The 23,368-nt window shown below is 41.2% G+C and carries 23 protein-coding genes and 2 other annotated features (1 of these 25 cut by a window edge); all 23 genes read left to right on the top strand.

The genetic code is table 11. The annotated features are described in order from the left end of the window. Window positions 1-891, top strand: the 3' portion of a protein-coding gene (locus tag BMMGA3_RS00555) for a protein-arginine kinase McsB (RefSeq protein ID WP_003348671.1). The gene continues 174 nt to the left of window position 1, outside the view; the window shows 891 of its 1,065 coding nt (coding positions 175-1,065); its start codon lies beyond the left edge, outside the window; the stop codon is at window positions 889-891. Between the two features lie 22 nt (window positions 892-913). Then, complete coding sequence (clpC, locus tag BMMGA3_RS00560) at window positions 914-3,358, top strand: ATP-dependent protease ATP-binding subunit ClpC (RefSeq protein ID WP_003348669.1); 2,445 nt, start codon at window positions 914-916, stop codon at window positions 3,356-3,358. A 137-nt stretch (window positions 3,359-3,495) separates the two neighbouring features. Continuing rightward, complete coding sequence (radA, locus tag BMMGA3_RS00565; protein ID WP_003348667.1) at window positions 3,496-4,875, top strand: DNA repair protein RadA; 1,380 nt, start codon at window positions 3,496-3,498, stop codon at window positions 4,873-4,875. Window positions 4,876-4,877: 2 nt separating this feature from the next. Continuing rightward, window positions 4,878-5,951: a DNA integrity scanning diadenylate cyclase DisA gene (gene disA / locus BMMGA3_RS00570; RefSeq protein ID WP_003348665.1), complete on the top strand. Its 1,074-nt coding sequence runs from the start codon at window positions 4,878-4,880 to the stop codon at window positions 5,949-5,951. A 220-nt stretch (window positions 5,952-6,171) separates the two neighbouring features. Further along, window positions 6,172-7,254 (top strand): PIN/TRAM domain-containing protein, encoded by a 1,083-nt coding sequence (locus tag BMMGA3_RS00575; protein ID WP_003348663.1) that lies wholly within the window; start codon window positions 6,172-6,174, stop codon window positions 7,252-7,254. Between the two features lie 66 nt (window positions 7,255-7,320). Then, window positions 7,321-8,019, top strand: a complete 699-nt coding sequence (gene ispD, locus BMMGA3_RS00580; protein WP_003348661.1) for a 2-C-methyl-D-erythritol 4-phosphate cytidylyltransferase — start codon at window positions 7,321-7,323, stop codon at window positions 8,017-8,019. A gap of 30 nt (window positions 8,020-8,049) precedes the next feature. Then, a complete protein-coding gene (gene ispF / locus BMMGA3_RS00585) occupies window positions 8,050-8,529 on the top strand; it encodes a 2-C-methyl-D-erythritol 2,4-cyclodiphosphate synthase (protein WP_003348659.1) in 480 nt (159 codons plus the stop codon). Between the two features lie 78 nt (window positions 8,530-8,607). Continuing rightward, window positions 8,608-10,065, top strand: a complete 1,458-nt coding sequence (gltX, locus tag BMMGA3_RS00590; protein ID WP_003348657.1) for a glutamate--tRNA ligase — start codon at window positions 8,608-8,610, stop codon at window positions 10,063-10,065. A gap of 42 nt (window positions 10,066-10,107) precedes the next feature. Continuing rightward, window positions 10,108-10,334: a binding site (T-box leader), on the top strand. A 72-nt stretch (window positions 10,335-10,406) separates the two neighbouring features. Next, the gene (cysE, locus tag BMMGA3_RS00595; RefSeq protein ID WP_003348656.1) at window positions 10,407-11,072 is read left to right on the top strand and encodes a serine O-acetyltransferase; all 666 of its coding nucleotides are present in this window, start codon (window positions 10,407-10,409) and stop codon (window positions 11,070-11,072) included. Beyond that, window positions 11,053-12,450, top strand: coding sequence for a cysteine--tRNA ligase (cysS, locus tag BMMGA3_RS00600; protein ID WP_003348655.1), 1,398 nt, complete (start codon window positions 11,053-11,055; stop codon window positions 12,448-12,450). The genes cysE and cysS overlap by 20 nt, the downstream gene beginning before the upstream one ends. A gap of 4 nt (window positions 12,451-12,454) precedes the next feature. Continuing rightward, a complete protein-coding gene (locus BMMGA3_RS00605) occupies window positions 12,455-12,880 on the top strand; it encodes a Mini-ribonuclease 3 (RefSeq protein ID WP_003348654.1) in 426 nt (141 codons plus the stop codon). Beyond that, window positions 12,877-13,620, top strand: a complete 744-nt coding sequence (gene rlmB, locus BMMGA3_RS00610) for a 23S rRNA (guanosine(2251)-2'-O)-methyltransferase RlmB (protein WP_003348653.1) — start codon at window positions 12,877-12,879, stop codon at window positions 13,618-13,620. The genes BMMGA3_RS00605 and rlmB overlap by 4 nt, the downstream gene beginning before the upstream one ends. A 2-nt stretch (window positions 13,621-13,622) precedes the next feature. Further along, window positions 13,623-14,129 (top strand): NYN domain-containing protein, encoded by a 507-nt coding sequence (locus BMMGA3_RS00615; RefSeq protein ID WP_003348652.1) that lies wholly within the window; start codon window positions 13,623-13,625, stop codon window positions 14,127-14,129. Window positions 14,130-14,202: 73 nt separating this feature from the next. Beyond that, the gene (gene sigH / locus BMMGA3_RS00620; RefSeq protein ID WP_003348651.1) at window positions 14,203-14,853 is read left to right on the top strand and encodes an RNA polymerase sporulation sigma factor SigH; all 651 of its coding nucleotides are present in this window, start codon (window positions 14,203-14,205) and stop codon (window positions 14,851-14,853) included. Between the two features lie 101 nt (window positions 14,854-14,954). Next, a complete protein-coding gene (rpmG, locus tag BMMGA3_RS16875) occupies window positions 14,955-15,104 on the top strand; it encodes a 50S ribosomal protein L33 (protein WP_003348650.1) in 150 nt (49 codons plus the stop codon). 57 nt (window positions 15,105-15,161) lie between these two features. Beyond that, the gene (secE, locus tag BMMGA3_RS00625) at window positions 15,162-15,344 is read left to right on the top strand and encodes a preprotein translocase subunit SecE (RefSeq protein ID WP_003348648.1); all 183 of its coding nucleotides are present in this window, start codon (window positions 15,162-15,164) and stop codon (window positions 15,342-15,344) included. Between the two features lie 157 nt (window positions 15,345-15,501). After that, a complete protein-coding gene (nusG, locus tag BMMGA3_RS00630; protein WP_003348646.1) occupies window positions 15,502-16,035 on the top strand; it encodes a transcription termination/antitermination protein NusG in 534 nt (177 codons plus the stop codon). Window positions 16,036-16,209: 174 nt separating this feature from the next. Continuing rightward, window positions 16,210-16,635, top strand: a complete 426-nt coding sequence (gene rplK, locus BMMGA3_RS00635) for a 50S ribosomal protein L11 (protein WP_003348644.1) — start codon at window positions 16,210-16,212, stop codon at window positions 16,633-16,635. A 246-nt stretch (window positions 16,636-16,881) separates the two neighbouring features. Further along, on the top strand, window positions 16,882-17,580 hold the full coding sequence (gene rplA / locus BMMGA3_RS00640; protein ID WP_003348643.1) for a 50S ribosomal protein L1: 699 nt from the start codon (window positions 16,882-16,884) through the stop codon (window positions 17,578-17,580). Window positions 17,581-17,635: 55 nt separating this feature from the next. After that, window positions 17,636-17,787 (top strand) — a sequence feature (ribosomal protein L10 leader region). A 33-nt stretch (window positions 17,788-17,820) separates the two neighbouring features. Continuing rightward, entirely contained in the window at window positions 17,821-18,321 is a 501-nt protein-coding gene (rplJ, locus tag BMMGA3_RS00645) for a 50S ribosomal protein L10 (RefSeq protein ID WP_003348641.1), read from the top strand. 52 nt (window positions 18,322-18,373) lie between these two features. Next, window positions 18,374-18,739, top strand: coding sequence for a 50S ribosomal protein L7/L12 (gene rplL, locus BMMGA3_RS00650; RefSeq protein WP_003348640.1), 366 nt, complete (start codon window positions 18,374-18,376; stop codon window positions 18,737-18,739). Window positions 18,740-18,869: 130 nt separating this feature from the next. Further along, window positions 18,870-19,472, top strand: coding sequence for a class I SAM-dependent methyltransferase (locus BMMGA3_RS00655; RefSeq protein ID WP_003348638.1), 603 nt, complete (start codon window positions 18,870-18,872; stop codon window positions 19,470-19,472). A gap of 241 nt (window positions 19,473-19,713) precedes the next feature. After that, window positions 19,714-23,271, top strand: a complete 3,558-nt coding sequence (gene rpoB / locus BMMGA3_RS00660) for a DNA-directed RNA polymerase subunit beta (protein WP_003348636.1) — start codon at window positions 19,714-19,716, stop codon at window positions 23,269-23,271. Window positions 23,272-23,368: the final 97 nt, after the last annotated feature.

Raw genomic sequence — 23,368 nt, forward strand, 5'->3', positions numbered from 1 at the left:
GAACAAGCGAGCAAAGGCTCCCCGGGACAAATAGGAAAGTTAGAGCTTTTAAAAATGGATGAATTACAGCCGCTTCAAAAAAGAGTTTTGGTAGAAAAGCATCTCATAAGCCCTCATCTTGCTGAACATTCAAATCACGGAGCTTGCATGTTATCTGAAAATGAGGAAGTCAGCATCATGATTAATGAAGAGGATCATATCCGCATCCAATGTTTATTTCCCGGCCTTCAGCTAACCGAAGCTCTTAATATAGCCAATGAGGTCGATGATTGGATGGAGGAACATGTAGATTATGCTTTTGATGAAAATAAAGGATATTTAACAAGCTGTCCAACAAATGTTGGGACTGGAATTAGAGCCTCTGTAATGATGCATTTGCCGGCACTTGTTTTAACTCAGCAGATAAATCGAATCATTCCTGCGATTAACCAGCTAGGTTTAGTGGTAAGAGGAATATATGGTGAAGGAAGCGAAGCATTAGGAAATATTTTTCAAATATCAAACCAAATCACACTTGGAAAATCTGAACATGATATTGTAGAAGATCTAAAAAGTGTTGTCAGACAGTTAATTTCGCAGGAAAGGTCAGCAAGAGAAGCATTAGCGAAAACTTCAAACATACAATTAGAAGACAGGGTATTCCGATCTTACGGAATTCTGGCCAACAGCAGGATTATTGAATCAAAAGAGGCGGCTCGATGCCTTTCGGATGTCAGACTCGGAATTGATATGGGCTATATTAAGAACCTGTCCAAAAAGATATTGAATGAATTGATGATTTTAACGCAGCCTGGATTTCTGCAACAATATGCGGGAGGTCCTTTACGGCCTGATGAACGGGATATTCGCAGAGCTGCTTTAATTAGAGAAAGATTAACAATGGAAAATTGAGAAAAGTAAGGAGGATGACCATATGATGTTTGGACGTTTTACAGAAAGAGCTCAGAAGGTTCTTGCATTAGCACAGGAAGAAGCCATCCGTTTAGGGCACAATAATATTGGCACAGAGCATATTTTGTTAGGTCTTGTCCGTGAAGGCGAAGGGATTGCTGCAAAAGCGCTGAACGCTCTTGGTCTTGGTTCAGAAAAGATTCAAAAAGAGGTAGAAAACCTAATTGGAACAGGAAAAGAAGTGGCACAGACAATCCATTACACTCCAAGAGCGAAAAAAGTGATTGAGCTTTCAATGGATGAAGCGCGTAAACTAGGTCATTCTTACGTTGGGACAGAACATATATTATTGGGGTTAATCCGTGAAGGCGAAGGAGTCGCAGCCCGTGTTTTAAATAATCTTGGCGTAAGCCTTAATAAGGCCCGCCAGCAGGTTCTTCAATTATTGGGCAGCAATGAATCAGGAGGGCATCAAAGCGGTACGGCTGTCAGCGCCAATACGCCTACATTAGACAGTCTCGCCCGGGATCTAACGGCAATTGCCCGTGAAGGAAGTTTGGATCCGGTCATTGGTCGAAGCAAAGAGATTCAAAGGGTCATCGAAGTGTTAAGCCGCCGGACAAAAAACAACCCGGTATTAATAGGTGAACCAGGTGTCGGAAAGACAGCGATTGCAGAAGGTCTTGCCCAGCAAATTGTCAATAATGAAGTTCCTGAAATTTTAAGGGACAAACGGGTTATGACCCTTGACATGGGTACAGTGGTAGCAGGAACAAAATACCGCGGCGAGTTTGAGGACCGTTTAAAGAAAGTAATGGATGAAATCCGCCAGGCCGGCAATATTATTTTATTTATTGATGAGCTGCATACATTAATTGGTGCCGGCGGTGCAGAGGGCGCAATTGATGCCTCTAACATTTTGAAGCCTTCATTAGCCCGCGGGGAACTTCAATGTATTGGTGCAACAACGCTGGACGAGTATCGGAAGTACATTGAGAAAGATGCTGCTCTTGAGAGACGCTTCCAGCCGATTATGGTTGATGAACCTACGCCAGAAGAATCCATTCAAATATTAAAGGGTCTCCGTGATCGGTATGAAGCACACCACCGTGTATCCATTACTGATGAAGCAATTGACGCTGCCGTGAAACTGTCAGATCGGTATATTTCTGATCGTTTCTTGCCGGACAAAGCAATCGATCTAATTGATGAGGCAGGATCAAAAGTAAGACTGCGTTCTTACACAACACCTCCGAATTTAAAAGAACTAGAAATGAAGCTTGAAGAAGTAAGAAAAGAAAAAGATGCAGCGGTCCAAAGCCAGGAATTTGAAAAAGCTGCTTCATTAAGGGATACAGAACAACGTTTGCGTGAACAGCTCGAAGAAACGAAGAAAAGCTGGAAAGAAAAGCAAGGACAGGAGAACAGCGAAGTAACGGTGGAAGATATCGCAAGTGTCGTATCAAGCTGGACTGGTATACCTGTTTCCAAGCTTGCAGAGACAGAAACAGAGAAACTTCTAAAACTTGAAGAAATCCTTCACTCACGAGTTATTGGCCAGGAAGAAGCTGTGAAGGCAATTTCTAAGGCTGTTCGACGTGCCCGCGCGGGGTTAAAGGATCCAAAACGCCCAATTGGTTCATTTATTTTCCTTGGTCCCACTGGTGTCGGGAAAACAGAACTTGCCCGTGCTTTGGCTGAAGCCATGTTCGGTGATGAAGATGCAATGATCCGAATCGATATGTCGGAGTATATGGAGAAACATTCAACTTCCCGTCTTGTCGGTTCGCCGCCAGGGTATGTAGGTTATGAAGAAGGCGGTCAGCTAACAGAAAAAGTTCGAAGAAAACCATACTCTGTCATTCTTCTTGATGAAATTGAAAAAGCACATCCGGATGTCTTTAACATCTTACTGCAAGTGTTGGAAGACGGCCGTTTAACTGATTCTAAAGGCCGGACAGTTGATTTTCGAAATACTGTGCTAATTATGACATCCAACGTAGGTGCGGAAGCGCTGAAGCGCAATAAGTATGTAGGATTTAACATTCAAGATGGAGAACAGGACTACAAAGATATGAAAGGAAAAGTGATGGAAGAGCTGAAAAAAGCGTTCCGTCCTGAATTCCTTAACCGTATCGATGAAATTATTGTGTTCCATGCTTTAGAGAAAAAGCATTTAAGAGAAATTGTTACGTTAATGGCCAACCAATTAATGAAACGTTTGAAAGAACAAGATATTCACTTAGAATTAACAGATGCAGCAAAAGAAAAAATTGCGGAAGAAGGATATGATCCGGAATATGGAGCACGCCCGTTGCGCAGGGCAATTCAAAAGCATATTGAAGACCGATTATCCGAAGAACTGCTCAAAGGGGCAGTGTTAACCGGACAACATGTTGTAATCGACGTGGAAGATGGGGAGTTTGTCGTTAAAACTGCAGAACCGACTACAACAACGAATTCATAAAAAATGAATCATTTAAACAGAGATACACGTAAAGATTTTTATGTGTATCTCTTTCTTTTTACAAAAGGATATATAATAAGAGCAAATGAATCATAAAAGCGGACGTTGAAAGGTATGTTAAGAGAGGAAGAAATTTAATGGCAAAACGAAAAACGAAGTTTATATGCCAGAAATGCGGCTATGAATCGCCGAAATGGATGGGCAAATGCCCGGGCTGCGGTGAGTGGAACAAAATGGTTGAGGAAGTAGAACCGGCCAGCACAGGGAGAAGAGGGGCCTTCGCATACTCTGTCGGAACTTCATCAAGTTCAAAAGCTACGCCGATTACATCAATTGAAACCTTAAGTGAACCGCGAATTCAAACAGATCTAAATGAATTCAATAGGGTTCTTGGAAGTGGGATCGTCAGAGGTTCTTTAGTATTAATCGGAGGGGATCCTGGAATAGGAAAATCAACATTGCTTTTACAAGTATCTTCACAGCTTGCTGCCAAAAGTTATCAAGTTTTATATGTATCCGGAGAGGAATCGCTGCGCCAGCTAAAGCTTAGGGCGGATCGCCTTGGAGTGTCTTCTGAAAATTTGCTTGTGTATTCAGAAACCAATCTTGAAGAAATAAGCAAAACGATTGAAAATGTTTCACCAAGCTTTGTTATTGTTGACTCAATCCAAACGGTTTTCCACCCCGAAATTACTTCAGCACCTGGAAGCGTTTCGCAAATAAGAGAGTGTACGGCAGAATTGATGAGAATTGCGAAATCGAAAGGGATTGCTATATTTATTGTGGGGCATGTTACAAAAGAAGGATCGATTGCAGGTCCGCGCATTTTGGAACACATGGTTGATACCGTTTTATATTTTGAAGGAGAGAGGCACCATACGTACCGCATATTACGCGCAGTCAAAAACAGGTTCGGTTCGACAAATGAAATGGGTATTTTTGAGATGAAAGAATTTGGCCTTGAAGAAGTTGAAAATCCGTCGGAAATTTTTCTAGAAGAACGGTCTCAAGGTGCAGCTGGTTCTACAGTGGTCGCTTCAATGGAAGGAACGAGACCGGTACTTGTGGAAATTCAAGCGCTTATTTCACCTTCGAGCTTCGGAATCCCAAGGCGGATGGCAACAGGAATTGATCATAACAGGGTTCCGCTTTTAATGGCTGTTCTTGAGAAAAGAGTCGGAATGCTGCTTCAAAACCAGGATGCGTATTTAAAAGTGGCTGGCGGAATAAAGCTTGACGAGCCAGCTATTGATCTGGCAATAGCGATAAGCATTGCATCTAGTTTTCGCGGCAAGCCGACAAGACCAACGGATTGTATTATAGGCGAAGTCGGATTGACAGGCGAAGTAAGGCGAGTTTCAAGGATTGAGCAAAGGGTGCAGGAAGCAGCGAAACTTGGTTTTGAAAGAGTGATTTTGCCGCAAAATAATCTCGGAGGATGGCAAGGTCCGAAAGGCATCGAATTGGTCGGAGTTTCATCTGTGAGCCAGGCACTTCAAGTTACGTTAGGGGGATGAGAATGGATAACAAACGGCTGAGTGATAAGACATTGAGTGAAATCTTGGAGTTTATGGCGCCAGGAACACCTATTCGAGAAGGAATTGACAATGTCCTTCGAGCCAACACCGGTGGACTTATCGTCGTGGGCTACAATGATAAGGTTAAAAACATTGTAGATGGGGGCTTTGAGATTCATTGCCCTTTTACTCCCAGCTATTTATATGAACTTGCCAAAATGGACGGGGCAATTATTCTTAATGATACGGGAAACAAAATATTAATTGCGAACGCACTGCTTGCTCCTGATCCAAGTATCCCTTCTACCGAAACTGGCATGCGGCACCGGACAGCAGAAAGAGTAGCAAAACAAACGAAATCATTAGTTATTGCTATTTCCCAAAGGAGAAACGTAATCACGCTGTATCATGGAAACATCCGTTATGCCTTAAGGGATATTGCCGTTATTTTAACGAAAGCAAATCAGGCGATTCAGACTCTTGAAAAATACAAAGCAGTTCTTGAACAAAGCATAGCGAATTTAAGTATTCTTGAGTTTGAGGAATTGGTTACATACAGCGATGTGCTACAAGTAATCCATCGCTTTGAAATGGTGTTAAGGATTAAAAACGAATTGTTAATGTATGTAAATGAACTTGGAACTGAAGGGCGGCTAATCCGACTGCAAATGAACGAATTGCTCACTGAAATGGAAAAAGAAGCGATGCTTATCATAAAAGATTATGCCCATAATCGGGAAGTGAAAACTCAAGAAATTCTTCACCGGCTTCAGGAATTGTCCATGGGAGAAGTTGTCGAGGATCAAGCCATTTTAAAACTGCTTGGCTACACTGGCTATGTATATATAGATGAAATTATTTTTCCGAGAGGTTATAGAATGCTGAGCAAAATTCAGCGGCTTCCGCCTATTATTATAGAAAATCTCATTACACGATTCGAGAAACTCCCGGAAATTATCAATGCTACTGTTGAGGAGCTTGATGATGTGGAAGGGATTGGTGAGGTAAGAGCAAGAAAAATTAAGGAAGGGCTCAAACTGTTAAAGGACCAGCTTTTTGCCGACAGGCAATTGTAAGTTTGTCATTGATCTCACTATTTTTATATGCTAGAATTAAAATTTAAATTATTTGACACTTTATTTTACCGATGCTACCCTAGTGTTGAGGAAGTTTCCTAATTTCCAATATCATTAAAATAACTTTTTTATTTCAATTAGTTAACAAATTGAAAATAATCTGCAATAATACGTTTCAATTTAAGGGAATTGTTTATAATTAGTAAAAGGAGGTGACGGAATGTTAAAACGTATTGTTCAGGCGTGCTTTTTGATAACAGGCGGGACGCTTGGGATTTTTTTAATTCCTGATTTATTATCATTAGTAAGCATTGATAACATTCGTCTTATTAATAATCCATATGTATCTGCAATTCTAGGTGCACTTATATTTTATCTTGTTACTTTTTGGGCGGTTGATTATGTTATTGGGCTTGTGCGATGGGTAGAGGATTCTCTTATTAAGGCGCCGATTACTGATATTATTTTTGGAAGTGTCGGCCTTGTTTTTGGTTTAGTTGTGGCATTTTTAATCGGTTTTGCTTTAAATTCGATTCAATTCCCAATTCTTAATACGGTTGCACCTATTTTACTTACGCTGTTATTCGGATATCTAGGTTTTCAGGTTGGATTTAAAAAACGGGATGAGCTTTTGAACTTATTTTCAAATAAAAAGAAAAAAGGGCCTGATGAAGAAATTGAGAAAGTGGAAAGCAGCACTTTAAAAATATTGGACACAAGTGTCATCATCGACGGCCGTGTTGCTGATATTTGTCAGACAGGGTTCCTTGAGGGAACTATTGTCATCCCTCAGTTCGTCCTCGAAGAGCTCCAGCATATTGCTGATTCATCAGATGTTCTGAAACGAAACAGGGGCAGGAGAGGTCTGGATATTCTTAATCGCATTCAAAAAGAGCTGGCGATCAAAGTTGAAATTTATGAAGGCGATTTTGAGGAAATCCAAGAAGTTGACAGCAAGTTAGTAAAGCTTGCAAAAATAACAAACGGCGTTGTCGTTACAAATGATTTTAACCTAAACAAAGTATGTGAATTGCAAAATGTTTCTGTTTTGAATATCAATGATCTTGCTAACGCGGTTAAACCGGTTGTTCTGCCGGGCGAAGAATTAAGTGTTCAAGTGATTAAAGATGGTAAAGAGCAGAAACAAGGGGTTGCTTATTTAGATGACGGTACGATGATTGTTGTTGAAGATGGCCGTGATTTTATTGGCAAGCGCATTGATGTCATTGTGACAAGTGTGTTGCAAACTTCTGCAGGTCGAATGATTTTTGCAAAACCTAAGTTATTAGAAAAAGCACTGTAAAAGGAAATGAGAAAGCGCCTTGGTTTTAGGTGCTGCAAATAGACATACTAAGATAGGAGTTAGTCTATGGCTTATCGGGTCATTATTCCTGCTGCCGGCCAAGGCAAAAGGATGGGAGCGGGGAAAAATAAGCTTCTTCTTACATTAAATGATGTTCCTGTTCTGATTCACACGTTAAAGGTTTTTGAAGAGGATGGAAAATGCGAAGGAATCGTGTTATCGATTAATCCGCAGGATGAAAAAGAATTTCGTTTTCTTATACAGAAACACGAAATCAAAAAAGTAACAGCCATCGTTCCCGGAGGAGCGGAAAGACAACATAGCGTTTATAACGGGTTAAAAGCTCTTTCGGATAATGGAATTGTTCTCGTTCATGATGCTGCAAGGCCGTTTATAGATATAGAGACGATCCACAGGCTGACAGATATGGCTGAAGAGACCGGAGCAGCGATCGTTGCTGTTCCGGTTAAGGATACAATTAAAAAAGTGCAATGCAACACTGTGACGGAAACCGTCGAACGTTCCAGCTTGTGGGCAGTCCAGACCCCACAAGCTTTTCGTATTTCCTTATTGCTCGAGGCGCACCGCAAGGCGGAAGCCGAGGGGTTTATTGGGACAGATGATGCGAGCCTTGTAGAGCGTTTAGGATATAAGGTTACTGTAACAAAAGGCAGTTATGATAATATTAAACTTACAACACCGGAGGACTTGTTTTTTGCAGAGGCAATCCTTCGAAAAAAACAGTATATGGAGCGAAAAGGCTAAAGTCAGACATTTTGTAAAAGGAGAATTTATATGTTTCGTATAGGACAGGGGTTTGATGTTCATCAATTCGCCGAAGGCCGCCCTCTTATTATAGGTGGAATTACAATCCCTTATGAAAAGGGGCTGCTCGGCCACTCTGATGCAGATGTGCTTTTGCATACGGTAGCGGATGCTTGTTTAGGAGCAATCGGTGCAGGTGATATCGGGAAACACTTTCCGGATACAGATCCAGCCTTTAAAGATGCAGACTCAGCAAAGCTGCTTGAAGAAGTGTGGAAACTTGTAAAACAAGAAGGCTTTGAGCTCGTAAATGCGGATTGTACGATTATTGCCCAAAAGCCTAAAATGGCTCCGTATATTGAAAAAATGCGGCAAAGGATTGCCGAGCTGCTTGAGGCAGCTCCTGATCAAGTAAATGTAAAAGCCACAACGACTGAAAAGCTCGGCTTTACTGGGAGAGAAGAAGGGATTGCGGCTCAGGCAGTTGTTCTATTGAAAAAACAAAACTAATTCCCTACATCATCTTTATAAAGAAAAAATGGAGTGTTACAATAAGCTAGTTAAATTCACTATTAGGAGGGTCTCTTTGTGTCAAAAGAAATTCGCGTGCGTTATGCTCCGAGTCCAACTGGACATTTACATATAGGAAATGCCCGAACAGCTTTGTTTAACTATTTATTTGCTAGAAACAAAGGCGGAAAATTTATTATCCGAATTGAGGATACGGATAAAAAACGGAATATTGAAGGCGGCGAACAAAGCCAGCTGAAATATTTAAAATGGCTAGGCATCGACTGGGATGAAAGCACAGATGTCGGCGGTGAATACGGACCTTACCGCCAGTCTGAGCGCAATGATATTTACAAAAAGTATTACGAGCAACTTTTAGAAAAAGGTCTTGCTTATAAATGCTATTGTACAGAAGAGGAACTTGAAGCGGAAAGGGAAGCTCAAGTGGCAAAAAATGAAACACCTCGTTATTCAGGCAAATGCCGCCATTTAACAGAAGAAGACCGTGAAAAGTTTGAAAAGGAAGGGCGCAAACCGAGCATCCGCTTTAAAGTACCGGAAGGAAAAATTTATTCCTTTGATGATATGGTCAAGGGCCGTGTTTCTTTCGAATCTGATGGAATTGGTGATTTTGTCATTGTTAAAAAAGACGGAACGCCAACATATAACTTTGCTGTGGCAGTGGACGATCATTTAATGGAAATTTCCCACGTTCTGCGCGGAGATGACCATATTTCAAACACGCCTAAACAATTAATGATATTTGAAGCTTTCGGCTGGGAAGCGCCTATATATGGGCATATGACTTTGATTGTCAATGAAAACCGCAAAAAGCTCAGCAAACGGGATGAGTCGATTATCCAGTTCATCGAACAGTACGAAGAATTAGGATATTTACCTGAGGCTCTATTTAACTTTATTGCTTTGCTTGGCTGGTCGCCATCCGGGGAAGAAGAAATCTTTACGAAAGAAGAATTTATTAAGATTTTTGATCCGAGCCGTTTATCCAAATCACCGGCGCTGTTCGATAAGCAGAAGCTTACATGGATGAACAATCAGTACATGAAAAAACAAGACTTGGACAAAGTGGTTGAACTGTCGCTGCCGCATCTCATTAAAGCAGGCCGTCTTCCTGAAAATATGACCGATGAAGAGCGCCAATGGGCACGGGAACTCATTGCTTTACACCATGAAAAAATGAGCTATGGAGCAGAAATCGTTCCGCTAACGGAATTGTTCTTTAAAGAGAAAGTAGAATATGAGGAAGAAGCAAAGGCAGTTCTCTCAGAAGAACAAGTCCCTGATGTATTAAAAGCTTTTTCCGAAGAGGTAGAAAAGCTCGAGGAGTTTAAGGCGGATCAAATTAAAGCAGCGATTAAAGCTGTGCAGAAAGCAACAGGCCATAAAGGGAAAAAATTGTTCATGCCAATTCGGGCGGCTGTGACCGGCCAAACACATGGTCCTGATCTTCCAAAAACAATTGAATTGTTAGGTAAAGAAAAAATTCAAGCTCGTGTGCAAGCGATTATCGGTTAACATATTTTAAAAAATGTTATATAGTAAGAGTAATTCTATATAGCAAAAGTGTTGAAGAGGACAAGTAGAAAAATGATGCTTCACAGAGAGAACCATCACCGGCTGAAAGTGGTTCAAGCCTCTCATTTTTTGAAATGCCCCTCTGAGCCCCATGTCGAAAATTAGTTTGAAATGAGTAGACTTGGGCGGAACCTTCCGTTAACAGGTGAGAGTTGAAGCCGTATGTACGGCTTAAACAGAGTGGAACCGCGCGTGAAAGCGTCTCTGTCGTTTGAACAGAGGCGTTTTTTTAATTTTGAAAAATATCATATAAAAAAATTAGATGTTAAGGAGGTTAGCAAATGTTTAAGAGATTAAAGGAAGATATAGAAGTTGTTTTTGATCAAGATCCGGCAGCGAGAAGTTATCTGGAAGTCATTTTAACATATTCCGGCTTGCACGCCATATGGGCTCATCGGCTTGCACATGCTTTATATAAACGGAAATTTTATTTTATTGCGAGAGTCATTTCTCAAATCAGCCGTTTTTTTACCGGCATTGAAATCCACCCTGGAGCAAAAATTGGACGTCGTTTCTTCATCGACCACGGTATGGGTGTTGTTATTGGAGAAACATGTGAAATAGGAGATAACGTAACTGTGTACCAAGGAGTAACTCTTGGCGGAACCGGTAAGGAAAAAGGGAAAAGACACCCGACTGTAAAGGATAATGCGCTAATTGCAACGGGAGCAAAAGTTCTTGGCTCCATTACAATCGGGGAAAACGCAAAGATTGGAGCCGGAGCAGTCGTTCTTGAAGATGTCCCGCCAAATTCCACAGTGGTGGGGATGAAAGCAAGAGTCGTTGTAAAAGACGGAATCCGGGTTAAAGATCTAGACCATACTAATGTCCCAGATCCCATTGCAGACCGGTTTAAAGAAATGGAAACAGAAATTAATAAACTGAAAAAAGCCCTTGAAGAGCTCACCAAAGAAAGGAGTAAAGCAAATGCCAATTCAAATATATAATACATTAACTAGAAAGAAAGAAGAATTTGTTCCGCTTGAACCTGGAAAGGTCAAAATGTATGTGTGCGGACCGACAGTATATAACTATATTCATATCGGAAACGCACGGCCGGCAATTGTTTTTGACACTGTTCGCCGTTATTTTCAGTTTCGCGGGTATGATGTCCAATTCGTTTCGAATTTTACGGATGTTGATGACAAGATAATAAAAGCGGCTAATGAGTTGGGAGAAGATGTGCCAACGCTGGCCGAACGGTTTATTAATGCATATTTCGAGGATGTATCGGCCCTCGGCTGCAAAAAGGCTGATGTGCACCCGCGGGTAACGGAAAACATGGATATCATCATTGAGTTTATTAGCGCCTTAATTGAAAAAGGCTATGCTTATGAGTCTGAAGGGGATGTTTATTTCCGGACAAGAAAGTTTGATGGGTACGGCAAGCTTTCCCACCAATCAATTGACGAGCTTCGTGCAGGGGCGCGAATTGAAGTGGGAGAGAAAAAGCAGGATCCCCTTGATTTTGCTCTTTGGAAATCGGCCAAAGAAGGAGAAATTTTCTGGGACAGCCCATGGGGGAAAGGACGTCCTGGTTGGCATATTGAGTGCTCTGCAATGGTAAAGAAATATTTAGGAGATACTATTGATATCCATGCAGGCGGACAAGACTTGACTTTCCCGCATCACGAAAATGAAATCGCCCAATCAGAAGCTTACACAGGAAAAACATTTGCTCGCTATTGGATGCATAACGGTTATATTAATATCGACAATGAAAAAATGTCTAAATCTCTTGGAAACTTTGTGTTAGTGAATGATATTATTAAAAAACATGACCCGCAAGTATTACGGTTTTTTATGCTCTCCGTTCATTACAGGAACCCGATCAACTACAGCGAGGAATTGCTCGAAAATACAAAAGCGGGATTGGAAAGGATAAAAACCTCTTATCAAAACTTAAAACACCGCAAAAATGCGAGTACTGGACTGACTGAGAATAATCAGGAATGGTTTAATAAAATCAAGTCGCTCCGTGAACAGTTTATTCGTGAAATGGATGATGATTTTAATACAGCAAACGGAATATCAGTTTTATTTGAACTGTCAAAGGCGGCAAATTACTATTTGTTGGAAAAGAATACATCACAAGAAGTAATTGATGCTTTTATGAAGGAATTTGAAGAGTTATCTTCTGTTCTTGGCTTAACCCTTGAAAAAGAAGAACTGCTTGATGAGGAAATCGAAGCATTAATCGAACAAAGGATTCAAGCCCGCAAAAATCGTGATTTCCAGCTTGCAGATCAAATTCGTGATCAATTAAAAGATATGAATATTATTTTAGAAGATACTCCGCAAGGGACAAGATGGAAAAGAGGCTGACAGCATGCTTGACTATGATCATAGGATTGACGAAAACCAATTAAATAGTCTTGCACTAGCCTATATGGGCGATGCTGTTTTTGAGCAATATGTCAGATATCACCTTTTACAAAGCGGGAGGGTAAAACCTCACCAGCTGCATAGAGAAGCAACAAAATATGTGTCGGCAAAAGCACAGTCTCAGATTATTCATCAGCTTATTGAAAACGGAGAACTGAGTGACCATGAAGTTGCCGTTGTGAAAAGAGGCAGAAACGCGAAATCGGGTACAGTGCCGAAAAATACGGACGTGCAAACCTACAGGTACAGCACGGCATTTGAAGCATTGATCGGATATTTATTTTTATCAAAACAGGAAGAGCGGCTTGAGGAAATAATTACAGCTGCCTTCCGCCTGGTTGAGGCAGGGAAAGGAGGATCATCTTTATGAATCAGGATTTCATCATCGGGAAAAACCCTGTCATTGAAGCTCTTAAATCAGAACGCGAAATTAACAAAATTTTAATTGCAGAGGGATCTCAGCGGGGCCAGATGCAGCAAATCACAAGGCTTGCGAAAGAGGCAAATGTGCTCGTGCAATTCGTGCCAAAGAAAAAGCTGGATCAGATTTCTGCAGGGAATCACCAGGGAGTCGTCGCCTATGTTGCAGCATATCAGTATGCAGAATTAGACGATTTATTCGCTATCGCAGAAAAGAAACAAGAGCCTCCTTTCTTTTTGTTGTTAGATGAAATCGAGGATCCCCACAACCTGGGGTCGATCATGAGAACTGCTGATGCCGTGGGAGCTCACGGAATTATTATTCCAAAACGGAGGGCGGTAGGATTAACAGCAACGGTTGCTAAGGCATCGACAGGAGCAATTGAACATATCCCGGTTGTCAGGGTCACAAATATGGCCCAAACAATTGATGAACTAAAAGACAGGGGATTGTGGATCGCTGGAACAGATGCAAAAGGGAAAGAAGACTATCGTACTTTTGACGGGACGCTCCCGATTGGACTGGTCATTGGCAGTGAAGGAAAAGGAATGGGGAGGCTTATCCGCGATAAATGTGATTTTCTTATTCATTTGCCAATGGTGGGTCATGTTACCTCGCTTAATGCCTCCGTTGCTGCTGCCCTTTTAATGTATGAAGTTTACCGTAAACGCCATCCTTTAGGGGAATAAATATGGATATTCTGATTGTCGACGGTTACAACATTATCGGGGCATGGCCGGAATTAAGGGCTTTAAAAAACATCGACCTGGCTGCCGCAAGAGACCGTTTGATTGAAAGTATGGCGGAATATCAGGCATATACCGGTTATCGGGTGATTATTGTATTTGATGCCTATTTTGTAAAAGGTATAGAAAAGAAATACAAAAATTTTAATGTGGAAGTTATTTTTACAAGAGAAAATGAAACAGCCGATGAGAGAATTGAAAAGTTAGCCATCTCTTTAAGCAACCGGAAAACTCAAATACATGTTGCAACCTCGGATTATACCGAACAATGGGCGATATTTGGACAAGGGGCGCTCCGAAAATCGGCGCGCGAATTATTAACTGAAATGGAAGTAATCAAAAAGAGGATTGAAAAAAGCTTAAAAAAAATTCAGACGAAAAAACCTACATCGAAGATTCCTCTTAGCGATGAAGTGGCAGAAATTTTTGAAAAATGGCGCAGAGAACGGTGATGGGCTGTTGACGCTGTAAAATAAGGTGCTGTATAATATTTCTATCTATGCATGCGCGGGCGGGGGGATCTGTGTGACGATTGACTTCAGGACGAAACTCAACGAAAAGTATGTTCAGCTCGAAGATGAGGTAATCGTAGAATTGGTGCACAAAGGAGAAAGTGAGGCATTGGATTATCTGATCCATAAGTACAGGAATTTCGTTCGGGCAAAAGCACGCTCTTATTTCCTGGTTGGAGCAGATAAGGAAGATATTGTCCAGGAAGGTATGATTGGCTTATACAAAGCTATTCGTGATTTTAAAGAGGACAAGCTCACTTCGTTTAAAGCGTTTGCAGAATTGTGCATAACCAGACAGATTATAACCGCCATAAAAACTGCAACGAGACAAAAGCATATTCCGTTAAATTCATATGTTTCATTAGACAAGCCGATCTATGATGAGGAATCGGATAGGACTTTAATGGATGTTATTTCCGGGGCAAAAGTGATGGATCCGGAAGAACTTATTATCAATCAAGAAGAGTTCGACCATATAGAAGTGAAAATGACAGAGCTATTGAGCGATTTGGAACGAAAAGTTCTCGCTCTCTATTTAGATGGCCAGTCTTATCAGGAAATTTCGGAAGAATTGAATCGACATGTGAAGTCAATTGATAATGCATTACAGCGGGTGAAGAGAAAATTGGAGCGGTACCTGGAAGTCAGGGAATTTTCACTTTAAGGAACCATGAATTCACAGATTCTTACAGTCGCTTATTGACATTGATATAGGCGCGTGGTAAAGTTTTAAAGATGTAAAAGATAGATTAGCAGGTGTGATAAATGAGGAAAAAAGTAGTTTTGGCCTGCGTCGAATGCGGATCACGCAATTACTCAACGACCAGCAATAAAAAGACACAGACGGAGCGACTAGAGCTAAAAAAATATTGTCGTACTTGCGGTATGCAAACGATTCATCGCGAAACAAAATAAGTTCCCTTGATAAATAGATTTCTTTAGGTTATTTCCAGAAAAGTTGGAGGTTACGAAATGCAACGCATAGCTAATTTTTTCCGTGAGACAGCCCGTGAAATGAGAAAAGTCAGCTGGCCAAAGCGAAAAGAATTAACACGATACACGATCACTGTTTTAACCACCGTTACATTCTTTGCCTTGTTCTTTGCAGTTGTTGACTTAGGAATTTCTGAATTGATTCGATTTATACTTGAATAACTCCTGCAAACTAATGATATAATGGAGAATAATGCAGGAAAGATTTGCAAAAGCCCGGAAACGGGTTTTTTCATTTGCTTAAAAATAGTAGAGGTTCATACATTTGAAAATATGATTTTAAAAGTGCGGGGAGGGAAGGACGATAAAGTCCTCATAAATGGAAAAGAATTGGTATGTCGTTCATACGTACTCTGGTTATGAAAACAAAGTAAGAGCGAACCTAGAAAAACGTGTAGAATCGATGGGAATGCAGGATAAAATTTTCCGGGTTATTGTTCCTGAAGAAGAAGAAACCGAAATTAAAAACGGAAAAAAGAAAGTGTTAAAGCGCAAGGTGTTCCCTGGCTATGTACTTGTAGAGCTGATCTTGACTGATGACTCCTGGTACGTTGTCCGCAATACTCCCGGCGTTACCGGTTTTGTTGGATCTGCAGGTTCAGGATCCAAGCCGACGCCGCTTCTCCCTGAGGAAGTAAACGTCATTTTAAAACGCATGGGTGTTGAAGAAAAACGCATTGATATTAACTTTGAAATTGGTGAAACGGTTCGAGTTAAAGAAGGCCCGTTTGCCAACTTTACGGGAACGATCGAAGAAATTGATAAAGATAAAGCAAAAATTAAAGTTCTTGTCAATATGTTTGGCCGGGATACTCCGGTAGAGCTTGATTTTTCACAAATTGATAAATTATAATCTGAAAAAAACTTGAAATCAGTTCGGAAAAATGATAATATTTCAAAGGTCAGTATGTCTCGGACAATGAGACTGGACATTAGTCAAGTTCTTTATTTTTTATATAAAGACTTCTATATGAGTGGGAGGGTATATCCCTATTACCACATCACGGACTTTAAGGAGGTGTGTCTCGTGGCTAAAAAAGTAATTAAGGTTGTTAAATTGCAAATCCCTGCTGGTAAAGCGAATCCAGCACCGCCGGTTGGTCCTGCATTAGGTCAAGCTGGTGTTAACATTATGGGATTCTGTAAAGAGTTCAATGCTCGTACAGCTGATCAAGCTGGATTAATCATTCCTGTTGAAATTACGGTATTTGAAGACCGTTCCTTTACATTTATTACGAAAACTCCTCCTGCTGCTGTACTTCTTAAAGTTGCAGCTGGAATTCAGTCAGGTTCTGGTGAACCTAATCGTAATAAAGTAGCAACAATTAAGCGTGACAAAGTGCGCGAGATTGCTGAACAAAAAATGCCAGACCTAAATGCATCAAGCGTAGAAAGTGCAATGCGCATGGTCGAAGGTACTGCACGCAGCATGGGTATTGTTATCGAAGATTAATCCGTACCTGCTGGAAATGATTAATGGTTGGCTTGAGGTTGCGACGCTGAATTTGTTTCACTCGCAACCTTTATTCGTCCAGCTCTGACGCCTAGCCCCTCGAGGCCGCTTCGGTTCAGCTATTGAAGTCAAAGAACGATTTTAACAGCTGGATCTCCAGCGCTTGTCGGGGCCGAGCAAGGCGCCTGCGCTTTTGTACGTGGGAGGTTATTCCGCTAAAACCACATTCAAGGAGGAAAATTGAAAATGGCTAAAAAAGGTAAGAAGTATTTAGAAGCTGCGAAGCTTGTAGATCGTTCAAAAGCTTACCCAATTGAAGAAGCGATCGATCTTGTTAAAAAAACAAGTATTGTAAAATTTGATGCAACAGTTGAAGTAGCATTCCGTCTTGGGGTTGACCCTAAGAAAGCGGATCAGCAAATCCGCGGTGCGGTTGTTCTTCCTAACGGTACTGGTAAAACTCAGCGCGTGCTTGTGTTCGCAAAAGGTGAAAAAGCAAAAGAAGCGGAAGCTGCAGGTGCAGACTACGTAGGTGATTCTGAATACATCAACAAAATCAACCAAGGTTGGTTTGAATTTGATGTAATCGTTGCCACACCTGACATGATGGGTGAAGTTGGTAAACTTGGACGTGTATTAGGACCTAAAGGTTTAATGCCAAACCCTAAAACAGGTACAGTTACTTTTGATGTTGACCGTGCAGTGAAAGAAATCAAAGCTGGTAAAGTTGAATACCGTGTTGACAAAGCTGGCAACATCCATGTACCAATCGGTAAAACATCTTTCGAAACCGAAAAACTTGTCGAAAACTTCAACACAATCTTTGATACAATGTTGAAAGTTAAACCAGCTGCTGCAAAAGGTACTTACATGAAGAATGTAACTGTTACTTCTACTATGGGACCTGGAATTAAAGTTGATCCTTCATCTGTTGCAGTAAAATAATGAGAGTTGACAATCGGAGTCTTGCTATATATAATTGACTCTGTTGTAAAAATAAAATAGTATAGCATTTGTACCGCAGACAGTAGGTGCCGAGAGGCTTAATTTCCTACCGAGGTATTACGATAGAATTAGTTAGTCCGTTTTAAAGCGGCTATTGTATACTGCCTCCATGTCTGTGAAAAGATGTGGAGGTTTTTTATTGGTCGGTATGAATGTAGCAAATCTACAGGAGGTGTAAGGATGAGCAGCGCAATCGAACAAAAGAAACAAATCGTAGAAGAAATTGCTGAAAAGTTTAAAGCTAGCAAAACAACAATTATTGTAGACTATCGCGGCTTAAACGTTGCTGAAGTAACAGAACTTCGCAAACAACTTCGTGAAGCCGGCGTTGAATTCAAAGTATACAAAAATACTTTAACCCGCCGTGCAGCTGAAGCTGTTGAACTTACCGGCTTGAACGAAGTTTTAACAGGCCCGAACGCGATTGCTTTCAGCAATGAAGACGTTGTTGCTCCAGCGAAAGTTTTAAACGAATTTGCGAAAAACCACGAAGCTCTTGAAATTAAAGCAGGTGTGATTGAAGGAAACATCGCAACAGTAGAAGATATTAAAGCTCTTGCAGATCTACCATCCCGCGAAGGCTTGCTTTCTATGCTACTCAGCGTTCTTCAAGCACCTATCCGCAACTTTGCTCTTGCTGCAAAAGCTGTTGCAGATCAAAAAGAAGAGCAAGGCGCGTAAGCTGAAGTTAGTGATTATCGGATAAAACAAAAATTTAAGGAGGAAATTTAAAATGACTAAAGAACAAATTATTGAAGCAGTTAAAAATATGACTGTTTTAGAATTAAACGATTTAGTAAAAGCAATTGAAGAAGAATTCGGTGTAACTGCTGCTGCTCCTGTAGCTGTTGTGGGTGGCGCTGCTGGCGGCGAAGCTGCTGCTGAGAAAACTGAATTTGACGTTATTCTTGCATCTGCAGGCGACCAAAAAATCAAAGTTATTAAAGTTGTACGTGAAATTACAGGTCTTGGCCTTAAAGAAGCAAAAGAACTTGTTGACAACACTCCAAAGCCTCTTAAAGAAGGCGTTTCTAAAGAAGAAGCTGAAGAAATCAAAGCTAAACTTGAAGAAGTTGGAGCTGGCGTTGAAGTTAAGTAATGAAAAAAAGCTCGCTGCATAAGCGGGCTTTTCTAATTTTTGCATTTTTTTCATGGATAGCATATAATACCGTTCATATAGCCAATCCCCGAGTTCCTTCATAAAAATCTCTCCATCGGAGGTGAACTTCATGTCTGACCATTATTACTCCCGAACCCAAAATACTGAAAGTAATCCGGTCTATTGGGATTGTAAGCTTCGAAATTATATCTTTCGTTTTAAGACGGATAATGGTGTTTTTTCAAAAAGAGAAGTAGATTTTGGATCAAGGCTGTTGATAGAGACGTTTGCATTGCCAGATCTAGAGGGAAATGTTTTGGATGTCGGATGTGGATACGGGCCAATTGGGCTTTCAATCGCGAAAAGCTTCGGAACTATTTCCGTACATATGGTGGATGTAAATGAACGTGCACTTGCTCTTGCTAAAGAGAATGCTCTATTAAACAAAATTGACAATGTAGTAATATATGAAAGCGACCGATTGACCGGTGTAAACGAACGCAATTTTGCGTCCATCGTCACAAATCCTCCGATTCGGGCCGGAAAAAAGATTGTCCATGATATTTTTGAACAAAGTGTCGGCCACTTAAAACCAGGTGGAGAACTGTGGGTTGTCATTCAAAAAAAGCAAGGAGCACCTTCGGCGATTAATAAGTTAAATGAAGTCTTTGACGAAGTGGACGTCGTTGAAAAAAAGAAAGGTTATTTCATTATACGGGCAAAAAAATATTGACTTGCTTAATTCGCTATGTTAATATTATAAAATGCCAACAGAATATTCATCAAAATATTGCTAATTTCAATGAGAGTTGTATAAAATTGGTTTTATAAGGAAAAAATAACAAAATAATAGTTCGTATTGTGAAAATGTGGTTTTTAATAAAAACCCTTTTTCTTTTTGTCTTATGACAGGCTTGTCCTGGGTAAGGCGCAAATAGATGCAATTATTACGCTTGATTTGAGGGGTGAATCAGTTGACAGGTCAACTAGTTCAGTATGGACGACACCGCCAGCGAAGAAGTTATGCAAAAATCAGTGAAGTACTAGAATTACCAAATCTCATTGAAATCCAAACCTCTTCGTATCAATGGTTTCTTGATGAAGGTTTGCGTGAAATGTTCCAGGACATTTCACCGATTGAGGACTTTACTGGTAATTTATCGCTTGAGTTTATTGATTACAGCCTTGGCGAACCGAAGTATTCCGTAGAGGAATCAAAGGAACGGGATGTTACGTATTCAGCGCCTTTGCGTGTGAAAGTCCGTCTCGTAAACAAGGAAACAGGTGAAGTAAAAGACCAAGATGTTTTTATGGGAGACTTCCCTTTAATGACGGAAACAGGAACGTTCGTTATTAATGGTGCAGAACGTGTTATTGTTTCCCAACTTGTGCGTTCCCCAAGTGTGTATTATAGCGAGAAGGTTGATAAGAACGGGAAGAAAGGTTTCAGTGCAACCGTGATCCCGAACCGCGGCGCTTGGCTTGAGTATGAAACGGATGCCAAAGATGTCGTGTATGTACGAATTGATCGTACGAGGAAGCTTCCTGTTACAGTTCTTTTGCGTGCTCTTGGATTTGGCTCTGATCAAGAAATCATTGATTTGATTGGAGATAACGAATATATCCGCAATACTCTTGAAAAGGACAATACAGAAAATACTGAAAAAGCACTGTTAGAAATTTATGAGCGTCTTCGTCCTGGCGAACCACCGACAGTAGAAAACGCTAAAAATTTGTTAATCTCCAGATTTTTTGATCCGAAGCGTTATGATTTAGCAAGTGTTGGCCGTTATAAAATTAATAAGAAGCTTCACATAAAAAACCGTCTATTCGGCCAGACTCTTGCAGAGACGTTGGTAGACCCTGAAACAGGCGAAATTATTGCTGAAAAAGGGACGACTCTAGACCGTCGTACATTAGACAGAATCCTTCCAAATCTTGAAAAGAACATTGGTTTTTCGACTTTCAGCCCTGTAGGCGGCGTTGTTGAAGAAGACATTAAGCTTCAAACTATTAAAATATATGCCCCTAATGAAGAAGGCGAGAAAGTAATCAATGTAATTGGTAATGCGTATGTAGAAGAACACATAAAGAATATCACTCCGGCAGATATTATCGCATCCATTAGTTATTTCTTTAATCTGTTGCATGGAGTTGGGAATACAGATGATATTGACCATTTAGGAAACAGACGTCTTCGTTCTGTTGGAGAGCTGCTTCAAAACCAATTCAGAATTGGGTTGTCACGGATGGAGCGGGTCGTCCGCGAAAGAATGTCGATCCAGGATACTGCGACAATTACACCGCAGCAATTGATTAACATTCGTCCGGTTATCGCTTCCATTAAAGAATTTTTCGGAAGTTCCCAGTTGTCTCAGTTTATGGACCAGACAAACCCGCTTGCAGAATTAACGCATAAACGCCGTTTATCTGCATTGGGACCTGGCGGATTAACTCGTGAACGTGCAGGCTTTGAAGTGCGTGATGTTCACTACTCCCACTATGGCCGTATGTGTCCGATTGAAACTCCTGAGGGTCCGAACATAGGTTTGATCAACTCTTTGTCAACATATGCAAAGGTGAACCGTTTTGGTTTTATCGAAACCCCTTACCGTCGTGTTGATCCGGAAACCGGAAAAGTAACAAATCAAATTGATTATTTGACGGCTGATGAAGAAGATAACTATGTCGTTGCCCAGGCCAATGCCCGTCTTGGAGAAGACGGTTCATTCCTTGATGAGGAAGTTGTAGCTCGTTTCCGCGGCGAAAACACAGTCGTAAAGCGCGACCGTGTCGATTATATGGATGTATCGCCTAAACAGGTTGTTTCTGCTGCAACAGCATGTATTCCATTCCTTGAAAACGATGATTCAAACCGTGCGCTTATGGGTGCAAACATGCAGCGTCAGGCAGTGCCTTTATTGCAGCCTGAAGCGCCTATCGTTGGAACTGGCATGGAATATGTATCTGCAAAAGATTCCGGGGCCGCTGTTATCTGTAAGCACGATGGAATTGTCGAACATGTAGAAGCCCGAGAAATTTGGGTTCGACGTATAAAAGAAATCGATGGCCAAGAAGTTAAAGGCGACTTAGACAAATACAAATTATTAAAGTTTGTTCGATCCAACCAAGGAACTTGCTATAATCAGCGTCCGATTGTCAAAGTGGGCGATCGTGTTGCGAAAGGCGAAATTTTGGCAGACGGTCCTTCTATGGAGAAAGGCGAACTGGCTCTTGGACGAAATGTACTCGTAGCATTTATGACATGGGACGGATACAACTACGAGGACGCAATTATCATGAGTGAGCGTCTTGTGAAAGACGATGTCTATACTTCTATTCATATTGAAGAATATGAATCAGAATCCCGTGATACAAAGCTTGGTCCTGAGGAAATTACGCGTGATATTCCAAACGTTGGGGAAGATGCCCTCCGCAACCTTGATGAGCGTGGTATTATCCGCATCGGTGCAGAAGTAAAAGACGGAGATCTTCTTGTTGGTAAAGTAACGCCAAAAGGGGTTACAGAATTAACTGCAGAAGAGAGACTTTTACATGCAATCTTTGGGGAAAAAGCCCGTGAGGTCCGCGATACATCGCTGAGAGTACCTCATGGCGGCGGAATTGTCTTAGATGTAAAAGTCTTTAACCGTGAAGACGGAGACGAACTTCCTCCAGGCGTAAACCAACTTGTTCGCGTTTATATTGTTCAAAAACGTAAAATTTCTGAAGGAGATAAAATGGCGGGACGCCACGGAAACAAAGGGGTTATTTCCCGCATTCTTCCTGAAGAAGATATGCCATTCCTTCCTGATGGAACACCTGTAGATATCATGTTAAACCCATTGGGGGTTCCATCACGAATGAACATCGGTCAAGTGTTTGAGCTCCACCTTGGTATGGCAGCAAGAGCGCTTGGAATTCACGTTGCTTCGCCGGTATTTGACGGTGCGAATGAAGAAGATGTTTGGTCGACAATTAAGGAAGCCGGTATGGCCCCTGATGCAAAAACCGTTTTATATGATGGAAGAACTGGCGAGCCATTTGATAACCGCGTTTCCGTTGGTGTCATGTATATGATTAAACTGGCACACATGGTTGACGATAAGCTTCATGCGCGTTCAACAGGACCATACTCGCTTGTAACGCAGCAGCCGCTTGGCGGAAAAGCACAATTCGGCGGACAGCGTTTCGGGGAAATGGAGGTTTGGGCGCTTGAAGCGTATGGAGCTGCCTATACACTCCAAGAAATCCTTACTGTTAAATCGGACGATGTTGTCGGGCGCGTAAAAACGTACGAAGCGATTGTGAAAGGCGAAAATGTACCGGAGCCTGGAGTTCCTGAATCATTCAAAGTCTTGATCAAAGAACTTCAAAACTTAGGTATGGATGTCAAAATCCTTTCAAGTGATGAAGAAGAGATTGAAATGCGTGACCTGGAAGATGAAGAAGATCTTCAACAGGCCGAGTCATTTACAATTGCACCAGAACTTGAAAAATCAGAATCAGAAAAAGTAAGCATAAAAGAATAAGGTTTAAAAAGATATTCAAAAGTGCCGCGGTCAGTTCCTGAATATGGCGGGATCCGGAGAAAGATGATGTTTTTCCAGGGCCCGCCAAGGGACTAGG

This window comes from Bacillus methanolicus MGA3, from assembly GCF_000724485.1.
Lineage (GTDB): Bacteria > Bacillota > Bacilli > Bacillales > Cytobacillaceae > Bacillus_Z > Bacillus_Z methanolicus_A.